This window comes from Pauljensenia hongkongensis, assembly GCF_001746855.1.
GTDB classification, from domain to species: domain Bacteria; phylum Actinomycetota; class Actinomycetes; order Actinomycetales; family Actinomycetaceae; genus Pauljensenia; species Pauljensenia hongkongensis.
This window is the reverse complement of sequence record NZ_CP017298.1, coordinates 276,051-293,914: the sequence shown is the minus strand read 5'-3', so window position 1 is coordinate 293,914 and position 17,864 is coordinate 276,051. Positions and strand designations below refer to the sequence as shown.

The following is a 17,864-nucleotide window of genomic DNA, read 5'->3' as shown; positions in this document are numbered from 1 at the left end:
GACTCGATGGTCGGGCCCCCGGCGCTCCACCCCATTGTAGGGGGAGCCTCCCCCGCCTGGGAGCGCTGGGACGATCGGTCCCGGAGGGCGGACTAGCCGATCAGGTTGAGGATGCCGACTATCGCCGCGATGCACACGACCATGATCGCCCCGGAGACGATCAGCATCTTGCGCTGGTGGGCGTACTGCTCGGGTGTGAGCTCGCTCTTCTTACGGACCAGAGAGGAGGTGCGGTCCTCGTCGTAGGGGTTGGGCATTGCGGTCCTCCGGGTAGATGGGATGTCGCGGCTGCGCGCACCACGGGGATTGTACAGTACAGGGCATCCGGGCGGATCGGGCTCCCAGGGTGGGGGGCGCGCCGCCCGCCCCCTGCCGGTAGGCTTGGGGCACCCGAGCGCCCACAAGGAGGGGACCAATGGCAATGTCACCGCGCACCGACATCCTTCCCGTCATCATCGGGGGGGACTTCGGCGTCTACGGCATCGGCAGGTGCTTCAACGAGGCCTTCGGCTGCAGGTGCCTGTGCGTGGGCAGTCTGCCCACCGAGTCGATCACCGGGTCGAACTTCTTCGACGTGCGCCGCATCCCGGCCCACGCCTCGGACGCCCAGCTCATGGACGCCCTCATGGGCATCGCGCGGGACCACCCCTCCAAGCGGCTCGTCCTCATGGCCAACCACGACATCTTCTCCGCGTTCGTGGCCCGCAACCACGAGGAACTGGGGCGCCACTACGCCCTGCCCTTCCCGTCGCTGGAGGCCATGGCCGCCCTCACCGACAAGGCCCGCTTCACCCGGGCGTGCGAGAAGGCGGGGATCCCGACGCCGCGCACCGTCGTGGTGGACTTCTCCGGGGCCGACGACGGGGCGTGGGCCGCCCCTGCCATCGACATCCCCTTCCCGGTGGTGGCCAAAGCGGCCAACGGGGAGCCCTACGACGTCCTCGAGTTCGAGGGGAAGCGCAAGATCTGGTTCATCGACTCCCCGGAGGAGCTCGACGGGCTGTGGCGGACCCTGCGCTCCGCGGGGTTCCGCGACTCCTTCCTGGTCCAGGAGCTCATACCCGGCGACAACACGCAGATGCGCTCCATCACCGCCTACGTCGACTCCCACGGGGAGACCACCCTGATCGGGTCGGCGCGCGTCCTGCTGGAGGACCACGCGCCCACGATGATCGGCAACCCCGTCGCGATGATCACAGAGGAGTTCCCCGAGCTGTGGGAGGGGGCCGTCGAACTGCTGGCGGGCTCGGGCTACCGGGGCTTCGCGAACTTCGATGTCAAGATCGACCCCCGCGACGGCCGGGCGGTGTTCTTCGAGGTGAACCCCAGGATCGGGCGCAACAACTGGTACATGGCGGCCGCGGGCGCGAACCCGGTGGTCCCCATGGTCGCCGACCTCATCGACGGGCAGCGCTGCGAGCAGGTGCGCGCCACGCGCGAGATCCTGTACACGATGGTGCCCGACTCCCTGCTGCTGCGCTACATCGTCGACCCCGCCCTCAAACGGAGGGTCAAGGGCATCATCCGCGACGGGCGCCGCTTCGACCTGCTCCTCAACCCCGCGGAGAAGAACCTGCGCCGCAACCTGGCCGTGTGGTTGCAGAAGCAGAACCACCGCCGCAAGTTCGCGCGCTACTACCCCGAGCCCACGCAGACCTCCTACTGACCCCGCCGCCCGGTTCCCCCGGTGGCGCCCGGGGCGCGGCCCGTCCGCCTTCATGTGGGACCCGGGGGCGCGGCCCGTCCCGCTGCGCGGAGCGCCCCAGTCCCTTGCGGGACCGGTCCGGGCGCCGGGGCGGCCCGTGTGGAGAACAGCACGATCACCCCGCTCCCGCGGATCGGGGGAGAGCGCTTGTTAGACTCTGACCAGCCACAGCCCGTAACGCGACGAAGGACAGCCATGCCCGAAACCCAGCTCATACCCATCGGCGTCGAGGAGAAGACCGCGGCGGCCTCGGGCTTCCAGGACAGCGCGCTGCCCGTCGAGCAGGCATGCGTGTGGGAGGCGTTCGAGGCGTCGCAGGGCCACTCGCTGTGGGGGCGCTACAAGTGGTGCGAGGACGGCAAACTCATCGCCTTCCTCACCCTGTACAACTACTCGCTGCGTGGAGTGCGCTTCCTGTGGGCCAAATGGGGGCCCGTGTGGCTGCGCGAGGCCACGCCCGAGCGCGAGGAGGCGCTGCGCGCCGACCTGCTGCGCGAGATCCGCTCCCGCGACCGCTCCGTCGCCTTCGTCCGGCTCCACGCCTGGTACCAGCACCCCGACCTGCACATGCCGATGCAGACCATCAGCTACGACCGCACCGTCGTCATCGACACCTCAGGCAAGACCGAGGAGGCGATCCTGGACACCATGCCCAAGTCGGGCAAGCGGTCGATCCGGAGCGGCCTGAAGAAGGGCAAGGCCGAGGGCATCACCTTCCACGAGGACACCGGCCGCGCCCTCGAGGTCATCGACGAGTACTACGCCGTCATGGAGGAGACCGCCGAGCGCGACGGCTTCCGCCCCCACCCCAAGCAGGTCTACCTGGACCTCCTGTCGTCCCTGGGCCCCGAGCACGCCCGCATCTTCTCGATGCGCGACTCCGAGGGCGCCGTCCTGTGCTGGGACCTCTGCCTCATCCAGGGGATCCGCGCCCAGGCCGAGTACGGCGCCTCCACCGACAAGGCCCGCAAACTCCGCCAGCCCCCTGCCCTGGACTTTCTGGCCGCCGCCGCGCTGGCCTCCGAGGGGGTCAGGGGCTTCGACCTCATGGGCGCCCACTCGGCGCGCTGCCCCGAGCTGTTCCGCGTCGGCAAGTACAAGATCGCCTTCGCCTCGCACTTCACGGACGTGCCCGGCGGATGGGAGATGCCCGTCAAGAGGACCACCTACCGCTCCCTGCGGGCGGCCATGTCCGTGAAGAGGAGGATGCGCCGCTCCTGACGCCGCCGCACTAGCGGGTAGAATCGCCATTGATCCCGAGCGCGGGGACTCCCGCGCCTTCGAACACACCGACCCGAGGAGCCACCGTGCCCACTTTCGACCTCGTCATCGACGGACAAGCGACCACCATCGAGGCGGGGACCACGGGCACGGCCTGGTACGCGGGCGACCGCTCCGTCGTCGCCATCAAAGTCGACGGGGCCCCCCGCGACCTGGACACCGAACTCGAGGCGGGCACCCGCGTGGAGGCCATCGCCCTGGACTCCCCGGACGGCCTGGACATCCTGCGCCACAGCGCCACCCACGTGCTCGCCCAGGCGGTCCAGGACGTCTTCCCCGACGTGGACCTGGGCATCGGGCCCTTCATCACCGACGGCTTCTACTACGACTTCGGCAATATCGACGCAGTCACGCCCGAGCTGCTGCGCGACCTCGAGAAGCGCATGAAGCGCATCGTCAAGGAGGGCCAGCGCTTCGTGCGCCGCGAGATCAGCGAGGACGAGGCCCGCCTCGAGCTGGCCGACCAGCCCTACAAGCTCGAACTGGTCACCACGAAGGGCAAGGGCGCCGAGGGGGCCTCCGTCGAGGTCGGCGGTGGCGGCCTCACCATGTACGACAACGTGCGCCGCGACGGGACGGTCGCGTGGAAGGACCTGTGCCGCGGGCCCCACCTGCCCTCCACGAAGCTGATCGGCAACGGCTTCGCCCTCACCAAGTCGTCGGCAGCCTACTGGAAGGGCGACCAGAACGGCGACCAACTGCAGCGCATCTACGGCACAGCGTGGGCCTCCAAGGACGACCTGGTCGCCTACCAGGAGCGCCTCAAGGAGGCCGAGCGCCGCGACCACCGGCGCCTGGGCGCCGAGCTGGACCTGTTCAGCTTCCCCGAGGAGATCGGCCCCGGCCTGCCCGTCTTCCACCCCAAGGGCGGCGTCCTCAAGCGCGTCATGGAGGACTACGTGCGCGAGGCGCACATCGCCAACGGCTTCCAGTACGTGGGCACGCCCCACATCTCCAAGGCGGAACTGTTCCACACCTCCGGCCACCTGCCCTACTACGCCGACGGCATGTTCCCCCCGATGGACGACGAGGGCCAGGCCTACTACCTCAAGGCCATGAACTGCCCGATGCACAACCTCATCTTCCGCTCCAGGGGCCGGTCCTACCGCGAGCTGCCGTTGCGGTTCTTCGAGTTCGGCACCGTTTACCGCAACGAGAAGTCCGGTGTGCTCCAGGGCCTCACCCGGGTGCGGTCGATCACCCAGGACGACTCCCACTCCTACTGCACGCCCGAACAGGCCCCCGGCGAGGTGCGCCACCTCCTGACCTTCGTGCTCACCCTGCTCAAGGACTTCGGCATGGAGGACTTCTACCTGGAGGTCTCCACCCGCGACGAGGACGGCGCGAAGAAGGACAAGTTCATCGGCTCCGACGAGCAGTGGGCCGACGCGACGCGGATCCTTGCCGACATCGCCGCCGAATGCGCCCAGGAGAACGGGCTGCGGGTGGTCGACGACCCGGGCGGCGCGGCCTTCTACGGCCCGAAGATCTCCGTGCAGGCCAAGGACGCCATCAGGCGCACGTGGCAGATGTCGACCATCCAGTACGATTTCAACCAGCCCCACCGCTTCGGCCTGGAGTACACGGCCGCCGACGGGGCCCGCCACGAGCCGGTCATGATCCACTCGGCCAAGTTCGGCGCCATCGAGCGCTTCATCGGCGTGCTCACCGAGCACTACGCGGGCGCGTTCCCCGCGTGGCTCGCCCCCGTCCAGGTCAGGCTCGTGCCCGTGGCCAGCGCCTTCGACGACTACGTGGAGGAGGTCGCCGCCAAGCTGCGCGAGCGCGGCATCCGCGTGGAAACGGACCTCTCCGACGACCGCTTCGGCAAGAAGATCCGCAACGCCGCGAAGGAGAAGGTGCCCTTCACCCTCATCGCCGGCGGGGAGGACGCCGAGGCGGGGGCCGTGTCCTTCCGCCTGCGCGACGGGTCCCAGCACAACGGGATCCCCGTGGACCGGGCGGTGGAGCTCATCGCCCGCCACGTGGCCTCGCGCGCCAACCACGACGCCGTCGAGGGCATCGACCGGGCCTGACCATGAGCGAGCAGAACCCCGGATCGACCGGCGCGGGCCCCCTCGGGGCCCAGGCGCCGCTGCCCACCGAGGACTCCCGTTCCCTGGCGGGCGTCCCCGACGCCTTCAACCGCTTCTGGACGCCGTACCGGATGGCGTACATCCACGGCGAGGGCAAGCCCGCCGACGGCTCCCGCGACGAGTGCCCGTTCTGCGCCGCCCCCGGCAAGGAGGACGCCGACGGGCTCGTCGTCCACCGGGGGAGCGAGTGCTTCGTGGTCATGAACCTGTTCCCCTACAACTCCGGCCACCTGCTGGTGTGCCCGTACCGCCACGTCTCGGACTACACGGAGCTCACCGGACGGGAACGGGTGGAGCTGGGGGAGCTCACCGCCACCGCCATGCGCGTCCTGCGCGGGGTCTCGGGCCCCCACGGTTTCAACCTGGGCATGAACCAGGGCGAGGTCGCGGGCGCGGGCATCGCCGCCCACCTCCACCAGCACATCGTGCCCCGGTGGTCGGGCGACGCGAACTTCCTGCCGATCATCGCGCGCACCAAGGCCGTCCCGGAGCTGCTCGAGGACGCGCGATCGGCCCTGGCCGCCGCGTGGGACCAGGAGGACTGAGGCATGCTGGGCAACCACGGGCGCTCCATCCCGAGGGCCGTTTTCACACCGCTGGCCCGGCTCCTCGCCAAGGCGGGCGTCACCCCCAACATGGTGACCGCCTTCGGCACCGCCGCCACGATCGCGGTCGCCTTCGGCGTCGTCGCACAGGGGTGGATCTGGCAGGGCGGGACCGCGTTGGCGGTCATCATGTTCGGGGACTCCGTCGACGGCACCCTGGCCAGGATGACGACGGGCGGCACCCGCTTCGGCGCCTTCTTCGACTCCACCCTGGACCGCCTCGGCGACGGCGCGGTCTTCGCCTCCCTCACCTACTACGCGGTCTTCCACATGGAGGAGGGGACCGCCCGCACGTGGGCCGTCATCGCGGGCCTGGCCTCCATCGTCGGGGCCGCCGCCGTCCCCTACGCGCGCGCCCGCGCCGAGTCCGTCGGCGTGACCGCGAAGCTCGGGATCGCCGAGCGCACCGACAGGCTCCTCATCGCCATGGGCTCCGCGATGATCATGGACCTGGGCGCCAGTGCGTGGGTCTTCGTCGTGGGGCTGACGTGGGTGGCCCTCGCCTCGTTCATCACCGTCGGCCAGCGCGTGTGGTACACCGCGCGCCACATCGACGAGGCGGAGGGCGCATGAGGTTCTCCGCCCTTTCGGTGGCCTTCGCCCTGGCCCCCCGCCTCCCGTTGCGGTGGGTGCTCTCCGCTGCCCGGGCGGGCGCCCGCCGGGCGGCGCGCAGGGGCGGGGCCAACGTGGACCAGTTGCGCTCCAACCTGCGCCGCCTCACCGGCGGGGAGCCGGACCAGGAACTGGTGGTGCGGGCCGTCGAATCCCACATCCGCAACTACGCCGAACAGCTCGTGCTCGGCTCCCCGAAGGGCGCGCCGCTGCTCGAGCGCGTCGTCTTCGAGGACTTCGACCGCATCGAAGAAGCCTCCGAGGACGGCCCCGTGGTCCTCGCGCTCGGGCACTCCGGCTCGTGGGACCGGGCCGGGGCGTGGGTGTGCGCGCACGGGCGCACCGTCGTCACCGTCGCCGAACGGGTGGAGCCGCCCTCCCTGTTCGACTCCTTCGTGCGGCTGCGCGAGGGACTGGGCATGGAGATCATCGGCGTGGGCAAGGGCGAGTCCGTCTTCGACACCCTGGTCGAGCGCGTCAGGGGGCGCTCGGTCCTGGTGCCGCTGCTGGCCGACCGGGACATCTCAGGAGCCGGGATCGAGGTCGACTTCGCGGGGCACCGCGCCCTCGTGGCGGCGGGGCCCGCCGCCCTCGCCCACAGGCTCTCGCGCCCCCTGTACGCCGCGTGCGTGTCCTACGCGGACGAGGACGCGCCCGTCGCCTCCGTGCGCGTCGAGCTCGCCGGCCCCATCACCGCCGCGCCCGGCGGGGGCGCGAACGAAGTCGAGGCCCTCACCCAGGCGTGGGTGGACGCCTTCACGGGGATGCTCGCCGACAAACCCGAGGACTGGCACATGATGCAGAAGGTCTACACCGAGGACCTCGACCCCGAGCGGCTCGCCCGCGCCCGCGCGGCCCACCGCAGCAGGGGGGCGGGGCAATGAGAATCGGCATCGTCAACCCCTACTCGTGGGACGTCCCCGGGGGGGTGGGCTTCCACATCCGCGACCTGGCGCTCAAGCTGCGCAGCCGCGGGCACGACGTGCGGGTGCTCAGCCCCTCCAGCGCCCCCGGCCTGCCGGAGTGGGTCACCAGCGCCGGATCGTCGGTCTCCGTCCCCTTCAACGGCTCGGTCGCCAACATCTCGATCAGCCCCGCCGCCTTCGCCCGCACCCGCAGGTGGCTGGCCGACGGGGACTTCGACGTCGTCCACGTCCACGAGCCGGTGGTCCCCTCGGTGTCCATGGCCGCCACGATCCTGTCTGGCGCCCCCCTGGTCGCCACGTTCCACGCTGCGCTCACGCGCTCGCTGTCGCGGTCGATCGCCTCGGCCCCCATGCGCCCCTACATGGAGCGGATCGCCGTGCGGATCGCCGTGTCCAGCGAGGCGCGGCGCACCCTCATCGAGCACCACGGAGGGGACGCGGTCATCATCCCCAACGGCGTCGACACGGCCTCGTTCCGCGGCGCCGAGCCCATCGAGCCGTGGCGGGCCCGCGACGGCGCCCCCGTGGTCGTCTTCCTGGGGCGCCTCGACGAGCCCCGCAAGGGCCTGCCGGTCTTCGCCGCCGCCATCCCCCGCGTGCTCGAGGCCGTCCCCGGCGCGCGGTTCCTCATCGCCGGGCGCGGCGAGGCGGACGCGATCCGCTCCGGACTCGCCCGTTTCGGGGACAGGGTCCAGTTCCTGGGCGGCATCACCGACCCCGAGAAGGAGTCGCTGCTGGCGGGCGCCAGCGCCTACGTGGCCCCCCAGACGGGCGGCGAGTCCTTCGGGATCGTCCTCGTCGAGGCGATGGCCGCCGGCACCGCCGTCGTCGCCTCCGGTATCGAGGCGTTCCGCGCTGTGCTGGGCGACGGGCGCTTCGGCGTCCTCTTCGAGACGGGCAGCGCCGCGTCGCTGGCCGACGAGCTGATCGCGCTGCTCGGCGATCCACAGCGGCTCGAGGGGATCGCCAGGGCAGGGGAGGCGGCCAGCCTCCAGTACGACTGGGAGGTCGTGGCCGACAAGGTCTACGAGGTGTACAAGCTCGCCATCGACACGGGCAGCCCGGCTGTCTCTGGGAGCCGCAGCGCCCGCAACCTCATCCGCGGCAGGGGGGAGGAGGGCCGATGATGCACTTCCAGACGCACCTCGTCGTCATCGCAGTGGTCGTCGTCGTGCTCACCGCCGTCGTGGCCTACCTGTGCGTGATGGGCGCCAGGAGGCTCGACCGCCTCCACCAGCGCATACTCGCCAATCGGGACGCCCTTTCCCGCCTGCTCGTGCGCCGCGCCTCCGAGACGCTGCTGCTCGCGCGCGAGGACGCCCTGGGCCGGCGCGCGGGCGCCTGCCTCACCGAGGTCGCCAACGCCTCGGTCGCCGACTCGGCGGACCAGCTCAGCTGCGACGGACTCGACCGGCGCTCCGGCGCCGCCCCCGCCGCCGACCCCGTCGACGTGCGCAGGTGCCTGGAGAAGGCGTCCGCGCTGTCGCGCGCGATCCGCGACACCCTGGACGACGACACCCGCCGCCAGCTGGCGGCCCGCGAGCCCGCGCGGGCGCGACTGGAGGCCCTCGACGCCACGTGCTACCGCATCCAGTTGGCGCGCTCGGCCCACAACACGGACGTCACCCAGGTCCGTTCCCTGCGCGGCACCGCACTGGTGCGCCTCTTCCACCTGGCGGGGCACGCCCCCGAGCCCGAGCCCATAGACTTCGACGATGACACCCGCTACGACGGACGAGGATACTGACATGACCGAAGCAGCCGTGAAGTGGGGCGGTCCCGGCGAGGACTACCGCCTGAGCCGGATCAACCGCACCGGCTCCCGGGCGGAGATCCACGTGGACGCGCCCTCCCCGGACAATGCCGCGCCCATCTGGCAGACGCCCAAGGCCGTCAGGGTGGTCCCGTGGTTCGAGATCGTCATGGTGGCCATTGGAGTCGCGGGCATCGTCTACTTCATGGTCTACGCCATGGACGCCGACGGCCTCACCACCGCGGTGATGACCCTGGTCGCCGTGGTGCCGTTGCTCATCGTCATGTCCGCCATGGTCTTCATCGACCGGTGGGAGCCCGAGCCCGTGAAGATGAAGATCATCGCCTTCCTCTGGGGCGGGGGCGTGGCGACCGTGTCCTCCATGATCATCAACACCGCTCTGATGACGAACACCGCCCTGGTCATCGGGGACGTCCAGAAAGCGCAGGCCATCGCCGCGACGTTCGTCGCCCCCGTGGTGGAGGAGACCTTCAAGGGCGTGGGCGTGCTCGTCATCATCCTGGCGCGGCGCACGTCGATCAACTCACTGCTGGACGGCGTCGTCTACGGGGGGATCGTCGCGGCCGGCTTCATGTTCGTCGAGGACATCCAGTACTTCGTCCGCTACGGCAGCAGCGGAACGGGGTCGTTGGTGACGATCTTCGTGATGCGCGGCCTGCTCAGCCCCTTCCTCCACTCCATGGCCACCTCGCTCACGGGCTTCGCGATGGCGTGGGGGGCGATCCGCGCCAAGCGCGCCTGGTCGCGGATCCTCGTGTTCCTGGCGGGCTGGGGAGCGGCGATGCTGGTGCACGGGCTGTGGAACTCGATGGGCTCGGACGGACAGCTGGCCACTTTGCTCAAGATGTACCTGTTCATCCAGGTCCCGTTGTTCGGCACCTGGCTCACCGCCCTGATCCGCGCCTCGAACAGGGAGGCCGAGACGATCAAGAAGGGCCTGGTGCCCTACGTCCGCACCGGGTGGATCCTGCCGGCCGAGGTTTCGATGGTCACCGACCGCGGCAAGCGCAAGGCCGCCCGCAAGTGGGTGGCCCGCGGGGGGGCTCCGGCCCGCAAGGCCATGCGCAAGTTCATGAACGAACTCGCGTCGCTGGGACTCGACCAGAGCCTCATGACCCGGGTGGGGCCAGACCCGGCCCGTATCGAGGAGGACCGCAGGCTCCTCACGCAGGCCGCGGAGCACCGCGCCGAGTTCCTGCGGCTGACCGCCATCGCCTCGGAGCAGACCGCTGTCGCCGGAGCGGTGGGGCGCGCCCAGTGAGCGCCGACGGGCCCGGCGACTGGCCGCGCGACTCGGAGGGCTACCCGCACAGGCAGGCGGCCCGGGTCGTCCTCTTCGACGCGCGCGGCCGCCTGCTGCTGGCCATCGGCCACGACGCGGACGACCCGGAGCGCCAGTGGTGGTTCACCATCGGCGGCGGCATCGAGGAGGGCGAGGATCCGGCCGCGGGGGCCGTCCGGGAGGTCCGCGAGGAGACGGGGATACGCCTGGGCGTCGAGGACCTGGTGGGGCCTGTCCTGTACCGCACCGCCGAGTTCGACTTCGCCGCAGTCACCGCCCGCCAGGACGAGTGGTTCTTCGTCGCCCGCACGGAGTGCGCCGAGGTGAGCCGCGAGGGGTGGACGGACCTGGAGAAAGAGGTCCTCGACGGGCTCAAGTGGTGGGACCTGGACGAGTTGGAGGCCCTGGACGGCGCTGCCGAGGTCTACCCGCGCCAGCTCGTCGGATTCGCGCGCGAATGGCGCGACGGCTGGGACGGCCGCCTCGTCTCGTTGACCGGGGCGCGCGAGCCCTGAGACCACAGGGCCGCTAGGCGAGCCCCAGGGGGGCGATCAGCGCGTCGAGCCTGGGCTCGTTCAACTGGTGGGCCACCAGTCGGCGCACGGCCGGCTTCGCGCAGAACGCGATGCCGACCCCCGCCTCGCGCATCATGGGAACGTCGTTGGCGCCGTCGCCGATCGCGACGGTCCGCGCAAGGGGGACCGAGCACTGCGCAGCCCAACGGCGCAAGCACGCGGTCTTGACCTCCGCGGTCACGATCCGGCCCACGACCCTGCCGGTGAGGACACCGTCCGACGCCTCCAAGCGGTTCGCCGCGTGGAAGTCGATGCCCAGGGAGCGCGCCAGGGGCTCGACGACCTCGACGAACCCCCCGGACACCACGCCGAAACGGCCCCCGGCGCGGTGGACGGCCCCGATGAGCTCGCGCGCGCCCCGGGTCACGGTGACCCGCTCGGCCACACGGGCGCACACGGAGACGGGGAGCCCCGCCAGGGCCGCCACCCGCTCGCGCAGGGAGTGGGCGAAGTCGAGCTCGCCGTTCATGGCCCGCGCCGTGATCCGGGCGACGGCCTCTCGGGCCCCCGCCTCGGCCGCGAGCTCCTCGATGACCTCCTGCTCGATCAGCGTGGAGTCGACGTCGGTGACGACCAGGCCGGGGCCCCCGTCCGCGAAGAACTGTGGGAGCCCCGGCCCGGTGGCTGTCGGACTCACTTGGTGACGACCGTGCCCTTGGGGACGACCGTGATCCCCGACTCGGTGACGGTGAAGCCGCGCTCACGGTCATGGGCGAGGTCGACGCCCACGACTGCGCCCTCCTCGACGACGACGTTCTTGTCGAGGATCGTCTTGACGACCTTCGTGTGCCGTCCGACGCGGCAGCCGTCCATGACCACCGAATCGCTGACCTCGGCCCACGAGTGCACGTACGTCCCCGGGGACAGGATCGAGCGCTCGACCGACCCGCCCGAGACGATGACGCCGGGCGAGACGAAGGAGTCGATGGCGCGGCCCACGCGCTTGCCCTCGTCCGCGTAGACGAACTTCGCGGGCGGCAGGGACCCGTTGATCAGGGTCATGGTCGGCCAGTCCCTGTTGTACAGGTTGAACACCGGGTGGACGCTGATCAGATCCATGTTCGCCTCGTAGTAGGCGTCCAGGGTGCCCACGTCGCGCCAGTAGTCGCGGTCGCGGTCGGTGGATCCGGGCACGTCGTTGTCCTGGAAGTCGTAGACGCCGCACTCGCCGCGCTCCACGAACCAGGGGATGATGTTCCCGCCCATGTCGTGCTTGGAATCGGGGTCCTTCGCGTCCTCGCGCAGGGCCGCCACCAGGTCCTTCGTGGTGAACACGTAGTTGCCCATGGAGGCCAGAACCTTGGTGGGGTCGTCGGGCAGGCCCTCGGCGTGCTTGGGCTTCTCCAGGAACTTCTTGATCCGTCCGCCCTCGCCGTCGATGACGCCCAGCGCGGGTGCCAGCTCGATGGGCTGGCGGATTCCGGCCACCGTCGCGGGCAGGCCCGAATCGATGTGGTGCTGGACCATCTGGGAGAAGTCCATGCGGTAGATGTTGTCCGCGCCGATGATGACGATGTACTCGGGCTGTTCATCGTCGACGATGTTCAAGGACTGGTAGATCGCGTCCGCGCTGCCCAGGTACCAGTGCGGACCGCGGCGCTGTTGAGCGGGAACAGGGGCAATGAAGTTGCCGAGAAGGGGGGACGTGTACCAGGTCTTGGCGATGTGGCGGTCAAGCGAGTGCGACTTGTACTGCGTCAGCACGACGATCTTGAGGTAGCCGGAGTTGACGATATTCGACAGGGCGAAATCGATGAGGCGGAAGTGGCCGCCGAAGGGGACCGCGGGCTTCGCCCTCACCTCGGTCAGGGGCATGAGCCTCTTCCCCTCGCCGCCCGCCAGGACTATTGCTAGAACGTGGTTTTTCGCCATGTGGCCACCTCTATGTCGGTTGATACGGAGCCCCTTCGCATCCGTGGGGGTTCTCACATGGTAGTACACGATGTGAAGCTGTGTGCTTCTGTCTCAAAAAGGCGCCGATCAGCCCTTCGATTCGGTAGTCTGGCGTCACCACAGTGGTCACCGCCGGAAGGACATGCCATGCGCGTCGATCTGCTCACCCGCGAATACCCACCCCACGTGTACGGCGGAGCCGGCGTGCACGTGCTAGAACTGGCCAAGGTACTGCGCCCGCTCGTGGACGACCTGCGCGTCCACGCCTTCGACGGCCCCCGCCAGCCCGGCACCGAGGGCGCCGACCCGGGCGTGACCGGGTTCGACAACCTGCCCCAGCTGGAGGGCGCGAACCCCGCCCTGGCGACGCTGGGGGTCGACCTGCAGATCGCGTCCGCGTGCACGGGGGCCGACCTGGTCCACTCCCACACCTGGTACGCGAACTTCGCGGGGCACGTCGCCTCGCTGCTGGACGATATCCCGCACGTCGTCTCGGCGCACTCGCTGGAGCCGCTGCGCCCGTGGAAGGCCGAGCAGCTGGGCGGGGGGTACCGCCTCTCGTCCTTCGTCGAGAAGTCGGCGTACGAGTCCGCCGCCGCCATCGTCGCGGTCTCCCGGGGGATGCGCGAGGACATCCTGCGCTGCTACCCGCGCGTCGAGCCCGACACCGTCCACGTCATCCACAACGGCATCGACCTGGCGAAGTGGCACGCCCCGGAGGGCGCGCAGGGCGAGGAGCTCCAGGCGCGCGTCCTCGCCGAGCACGGCATCGACCCGTCCAAGCGCACCGTCGTCTTCGTCGGGCGCATCACCCGCCAGAAGGGGCTGCCCTACTTCCTGCGCGCGGCGCGCGAACTGCCCGACGACGTGCAGCTCGTCCTGTGCGCGGGCGCCCCCGACACGAAGGAGATCGCGTCCGAGGTCGACGGCCTGGTCGCCCAGCTCAAGGAGAAGCGCTCTGGAGTGGTCCTCATCACGGAGATGCTGCCCCAGCCGGAGGTCGCCGCGATCCTGGACGCCGCCGACGTGTTCATCACGCCCTCCGTCTACGAGCCCCTCGGCATCGTCAACCTGGAGGCCATGGCGCTGGGCCTGCCCGTCGTGGGCACCGCGACCGGCGGCATCCCGGATGTCATCGTCGACGGCGAGACCGGGTACCTGGTGCCCATCGACCAGAAGACCGACGGGACCGGGACCCCGCTGGACCCGGAGGCCTTCGAGCAGGCGATGGCCGAGCGCCTCATCAAGATCCTCGACGACCCGGCGATGGCGCGCCGCATGGGCCAGGCCGGCCTCGAACGGGCGAGGGCCCACTTCTCGTGGGAGGCCATCGGCGCGAAGACCGTGGAGCTCTACAAGAGGCTGGTCTAGGCTTACGACATGACCAACGTCCTATCGTTTGACCGTGCAACAGTAGTCCGTGGGGAGCGCCGGATCCTCGAGGACGTGACCTGGCGGACCCGCGACGGCGAGCACTGGGTGGTCCTGGGCCCCAATGGCGCGGGCAAGACCACCCTGGTGCGGGCCGCCTGCGCCCGCGTCCCGCTCACCTCCGGGTCGATCGCCCTTGACGGGGCCCCCGTCGACCGGATCGACCCCGCCGAGCTCGGGACGCGGATCAGCCTCGCCTCGTCGGCGGTCGCGTCGAGGATCCGGGGCGCCCAGAGCGCCCTCGACACGGTCCGCTCCGCCGCGTGGGGCGTCCACGTCGCCCACCACGAGCACTACGAGGGCCAGGACGAGGAGCGGGCCCGCGACCTGATGGCGGCCTTCGGGGTCTCGCACCTGGCGGACCACCCCTTCGGCTCCCTGTCGGAGGGCGAGGCCCAGCGCGTGCAGCTCGCCCGCGCCCTCATGAGCGATCCGGAGGTCCTCATCCTCGACGAGCCGACGGCCGGCCTCGATCTGGGCGCCCGCGAGACGCTGGTGTCGGCCCTCGACGAGATCATCGCGGGCAAGCGCTCGCCCCAGGTCGTCCTGGTCACCCACCAGATCGAGGAGATCCCCACCGGCATCACGCACTGCGCGGTGATGCGCGGTGGCGCGCTGATCGCGCAGGGGCCCATCTCCGATACGCTGACGGGCGTCGTCCTGTCCGAGGCGTTCTCCTTGCCGCTGCTGGCCGGAATGGCGGACGGGCGCTGGTGGGCCAGGGCCGCCTCGTCCCAGGACTGAATTAGGGATCAGGAGGGATGGACATGGATCCCATATGGCTCTGGGTGGTCGCCGCGGTGGTCTGCGGCATCATCGAGGTGCTCTCCGTCAGCTTCGTGTTCCTCATGCTCGGCGTGGGGGCGCTGGCCGGGGCGGTCGTCGCCGGCGCGGGAGGCGGCGCCTACCTGCAGATCAGTGTTTTCGCTGCCGTGTCGGTCGTGCTGCTCCTGGCGGTCCGCCCCTTCCTCAAGGGCCGCCTGTACCAGTCGTCCCCGGACGTGCGGACCAACACGGACGCCCTCATCGGCGCGGGCGGCTACGCCCTGTCCACGATCACCGTCCGCGACGGGCGCGCCCGCCTGCGGGGCGCGGAGTGGAGCGCGCGGACCCAGGCGGGCACGATCGAGGAGGGCGCCCCGGTCGTCATCATCGGAATCGACGGCGCCACGGCCATCGTCGCGCCGTCGACGGAACCCCAGTGAAAGGAAGACAATGACATCGTACGGTCTGCCGGTGACGGCGTTCGTCCTGGCGCTTCTCCTCATATTCATCGTCGTCGCCCTGGTCCGCTCCGTGCGGATCGTCCCCCAGTCCCAGGCGTACGTGATCGAGCGCCTCGGGCGCTTCCAAGCGGTGTTCTACGGCGGCTTCCACTTGCTGGTGCCCTTCGTCGACCGCGTGGCCTCGCGCATCGACTTGCGCGAGCAGGTCGCCAACTTCCCGCCGCAGTCGGTCATCACCGCCGACCAGGCGATGGTCTCCATCGACTCGGTCATCTACTACCAGATCACCGACCCGCGCAACGCCACCTACGAGGTCGCGAACTTCATCCAGGCCATCGAGCAGCTCACCGCCACCACGCTGCGCAACCTGATCGGCTCCCTGGACCTGGAGCAGACCCAGACCAGCCGCGACTCCATCAACAAGCAGCTGCGCGGCGTCCTCGACGAGGCGACGGGCACCTGGGGCATCCGCGTCACCCGCGTGGAGCTGAAGTCCATCGAGCCGCCGCCGCGGGTGCTGGCCGCCATGGAGCAGCAGATCACCGCCGAGCGCACCAAGCGCGCCACCATCCTCTCGGCCGAGGCCGAGAGGGAGGCGCAGATCAAGCGCGCCGAGGGCGCCAAGCAGGCCGCCGTCCTGGCCGCCTCCGCCCAGCAGGAGGCCCAGGTCCTGCAGGCCCGCGGCGAGAAGGACGCCCAGATCCTGCGCGCCGAAGGCGCCAGGCAGTCCCAGATCCTGCGCGCCCAGGGCGAGGCGGAGGCCATCGCCGCGGTCTTCTCCGCCATCAACGCCGGCGGGGCCACCCCCGCGCTGCTCTCCTACAAGTACCTGGAGATGCTGCCGAAGATCGCCGACGGCCAGGCCTCCAAGGTGTGGGTGCTCCCCTCCGACCTCACGGGCGCCCTCGACGCCATTTCGAAGGGCTTCAGCGGCAGGTAGGCGGAGTAGACTGGGCGGGGGCGGCCCTGCGCGCGGCCCCCGCCCAGCCGTACCCACCCGCCATCGGACAGGAGCAGCGTGGACCGCTCACAAGAACACGTCCTGCAGGAAGTCGCCGAGAAGGACATCCGTTTCATCCGCCTCTGGTTCACGGATGTGGCGGGCGTCCTCAAATCGGTGTCCACCGACCCGGGCGAGCTGGAGGACGCCTTCCACGAGGGCATCGGCTTCGACGGCTCCGCGGTGCAGGGCCTGACCCGCGTCTGCGAGTCGGACATGCTGCTGCGCCCCGACGCCTCGACCTTCCAGATGCTGCCGTCGGTGGGGGGCGACGACGACCGCGTGGCCCGCATGTTCTGCGACGTGCACACGCCCGACGGGCGCCAGGCCGCCTCGGACCCCCGCGGGGTGCTGGCCCGGCAGGTGGCGCGCGCCCAGGAGCTCGGCTTCACGGTGATGGTCCACCCGGAGATCGAGTTCTACCTGCTGCGCCAGCCGGTGTCCGTCGAGCGCATGGTGCCCGTCGACAACGCCGGGTACTTCGACCACGTCGTGCGGGGCACGTCGAACAGCTTCCGCCGCCGCGCCGTGCGCATCCTGGAGGACATGGGCATCCCCGTGGAGTTCAGCCACCACGAGGGAGGCCCGGGGCAGAACGAGATCGACCTGCGCGCCGTCGACCCCGTGCGCGCGGCCGACAACATCATGACGGCCAGGACCATCATCGAGGAGGTCGCGCTGGGGGAGGACCTCATGGCGACCTTCATGCCCAAGCCGTTCACCGACCACCCCGGCTCCGGGATGCACACCCACCTGTCCCTCTTCGAGGGCGACGAGAACGCCTTCCACGCCCCGGCGGGCCGCTACCAGCTGTCGGAGACGGGACGGCGGTTCATCGCGGGCCTGCTGGCCCACGCGGGCGAGATCGCGGCGATCACCAACCAGCACGTCAACTCCTACAAGCGCCTGTGGGGCGGGGGAGAGGCCCCCTCGTACGTGTGCTGGGGGCATTTGAACCGCTCGGCGCTGGTCCGCGTCCCCCTCTACAAGCCCAACAAGCGCAGGGCCGCGCGCATCGAGTACCGCGCCCCCGACCCCAGCGCGAACCCCTACCTGGCCCTGGCGTGCCTGATCGCCGCCGGCCTGGACGGGATCGCCAAGCGCATGGAGCTGGCCCCGGAGGCGGAGGACAACGTGTGGGACCTGTCTGACCGGGAGCGCCAGGTGATGGGCATCCACGCGCTGCCGAACTCCCTGTCCCAGGCCGTCGCCGCCATGCGCTCCTCGGAGCTGGTGGCCGCAGCCCTGGGCGAGGAGGTCTTCGACTTCGTGATCCGCAACAAGCTCAACGAGTGGCGCGAGTACCGGCGCCAGATCACCGTCCAGGAGCTGCGGCAGTTCCTCAAGGTCCACTGATGCCGCTCACGGGGGCGCGCCTGCGCCGGCTCGGAGTGCGGGACCCGGAGCGGGCCTCGGCGCTCCTGGCGGGCCTGCCGGGCCCGGAGGGCGCGTGGGCCC

The 17,864-nt window shown here is 70.5% G+C and carries 19 protein-coding genes; 16 read left to right on the top strand and 3 right to left on the bottom strand.

The features are described from left to right. Positions 1 to 92: 92 nt before the first annotated feature. Positions 93 to 257 (bottom strand): hypothetical protein, encoded by a 165-nt coding sequence (locus tag BH719_RS09480; RefSeq protein ID WP_009400066.1) that lies wholly within the window; start codon positions 255 to 257, stop codon positions 93 to 95. Positions 258 to 415: 158 nt separating this feature from the next. On the opposite strand from BH719_RS09480, the gene BH719_RS01300 reads away from it, so the two are divergent. From BH719_RS01300 to BH719_RS01255, 10 genes are all read left to right on the top strand, one after another. Beyond that, positions 416 to 1,666: a carboxylate--amine ligase gene (locus BH719_RS01300; protein ID WP_009400065.1), complete on the top strand. Its 1,251-nt coding sequence runs from the start codon at positions 416 to 418 to the stop codon at positions 1,664 to 1,666. Positions 1,667 to 1,900: 234 nt separating this feature from the next. Then, positions 1,901 to 2,926, top strand: coding sequence for a lipid II:glycine glycyltransferase FemX (locus BH719_RS01295; protein WP_009400064.1), 1,026 nt, complete (start codon positions 1,901 to 1,903; stop codon positions 2,924 to 2,926). 86 nt (positions 2,927 to 3,012) lie between these two features. Next, positions 3,013 to 5,022 (top strand): threonine--tRNA ligase, encoded by a 2,010-nt coding sequence (gene thrS, locus BH719_RS01290; RefSeq protein WP_009400063.1) that lies wholly within the window; start codon positions 3,013 to 3,015, stop codon positions 5,020 to 5,022. 2 nt (positions 5,023 to 5,024) lie between these two features. Then, positions 5,025 to 5,627, top strand: a complete 603-nt coding sequence (locus BH719_RS01285; protein ID WP_009400062.1) for an HIT family protein — start codon at positions 5,025 to 5,027, stop codon at positions 5,625 to 5,627. A 3-nt stretch (positions 5,628 to 5,630) separates the two neighbouring features. After that, complete coding sequence (pgsA, locus tag BH719_RS01280) at positions 5,631 to 6,260, top strand: phosphatidylinositol phosphate synthase (protein WP_009400061.1); 630 nt, start codon at positions 5,631 to 5,633, stop codon at positions 6,258 to 6,260. Beyond that, a complete protein-coding gene (locus BH719_RS01275; protein ID WP_009400060.1) occupies positions 6,257 to 7,183 on the top strand; it encodes a phosphatidylinositol mannoside acyltransferase in 927 nt (308 codons plus the stop codon). The genes pgsA and BH719_RS01275 overlap by 4 nt, the downstream gene beginning before the upstream one ends. Next, the gene (locus BH719_RS01270; RefSeq protein ID WP_009400059.1) at positions 7,180 to 8,352 is read left to right on the top strand and encodes a glycosyltransferase family 4 protein; all 1,173 of its coding nucleotides are present in this window, start codon (positions 7,180 to 7,182) and stop codon (positions 8,350 to 8,352) included. Before BH719_RS01275 ends, BH719_RS01270 begins: the two co-directional genes overlap by 4 nt. After that, entirely contained in the window at positions 8,349 to 8,972 is a 624-nt protein-coding gene (locus BH719_RS01265; protein WP_009400058.1) for a hypothetical protein, read from the top strand. Before BH719_RS01270 ends, BH719_RS01265 begins: the two co-directional genes overlap by 4 nt. A 1-nt stretch (position 8,973) precedes the next feature. Next, the gene (locus BH719_RS01260) at positions 8,974 to 10,260 is read left to right on the top strand and encodes a PrsW family intramembrane metalloprotease (RefSeq protein WP_009400057.1); all 1,287 of its coding nucleotides are present in this window, start codon (positions 8,974 to 8,976) and stop codon (positions 10,258 to 10,260) included. Next, complete coding sequence (locus BH719_RS01255) at positions 10,257 to 10,796, top strand: NUDIX hydrolase (RefSeq protein WP_009400056.1); 540 nt, start codon at positions 10,257 to 10,259, stop codon at positions 10,794 to 10,796. Before BH719_RS01260 ends, BH719_RS01255 begins: the two co-directional genes overlap by 4 nt. A 13-nt stretch (positions 10,797 to 10,809) precedes the next feature. Here the strand turns inward: BH719_RS01255 and serB are convergent, their stop codons facing one another. After that, positions 10,810 to 11,493, bottom strand: a complete 684-nt coding sequence (serB, locus tag BH719_RS01250) for a phosphoserine phosphatase SerB (protein WP_009400055.1) — start codon at positions 11,491 to 11,493, stop codon at positions 10,810 to 10,812. Next, entirely contained in the window at positions 11,490 to 12,728 is a 1,239-nt protein-coding gene (gene glgC, locus BH719_RS01245) for a glucose-1-phosphate adenylyltransferase (protein ID WP_009400054.1), read from the bottom strand. Before glgC ends, serB begins: the two co-directional genes overlap by 4 nt. Positions 12,729 to 12,896: 168 nt before the next feature. Between glgC and glgA the strand changes: the two genes are divergently transcribed. The 6 genes from glgA to BH719_RS09935 all read left to right on the top strand — a co-directional run. Further along, on the top strand, positions 12,897 to 14,120 hold the full coding sequence (gene glgA, locus BH719_RS01240; protein WP_009400053.1) for a glycogen synthase: 1,224 nt from the start codon (positions 12,897 to 12,899) through the stop codon (positions 14,118 to 14,120). Positions 14,121 to 14,129: 9 nt separating this feature from the next. Continuing rightward, complete coding sequence (locus BH719_RS01235) at positions 14,130 to 14,924, top strand: ABC transporter ATP-binding protein (protein WP_009400052.1); 795 nt, start codon at positions 14,130 to 14,132, stop codon at positions 14,922 to 14,924. A gap of 17 nt (positions 14,925 to 14,941) precedes the next feature. Continuing rightward, positions 14,942 to 15,385, top strand: coding sequence for an NfeD family protein (locus BH719_RS01230; protein WP_009400051.1), 444 nt, complete (start codon positions 14,942 to 14,944; stop codon positions 15,383 to 15,385). 10 nt (positions 15,386 to 15,395) lie between these two features. Further along, a complete protein-coding gene (locus BH719_RS01225; RefSeq protein ID WP_009400049.1) occupies positions 15,396 to 16,346 on the top strand; it encodes an SPFH domain-containing protein in 951 nt (316 codons plus the stop codon). A gap of 78 nt (positions 16,347 to 16,424) precedes the next feature. Continuing rightward, positions 16,425 to 17,762, top strand: a complete 1,338-nt coding sequence (locus BH719_RS01220) for a glutamine synthetase family protein (RefSeq protein ID WP_009400048.1) — start codon at positions 16,425 to 16,427, stop codon at positions 17,760 to 17,762. Further along, the coding region (locus tag BH719_RS09935) for a hypothetical protein (RefSeq protein WP_245683319.1) at positions 17,762 to 17,864 on the top strand (103 nt) is incomplete at its 3' end. The genes BH719_RS01220 and BH719_RS09935, both read left to right, overlap by 1 nt.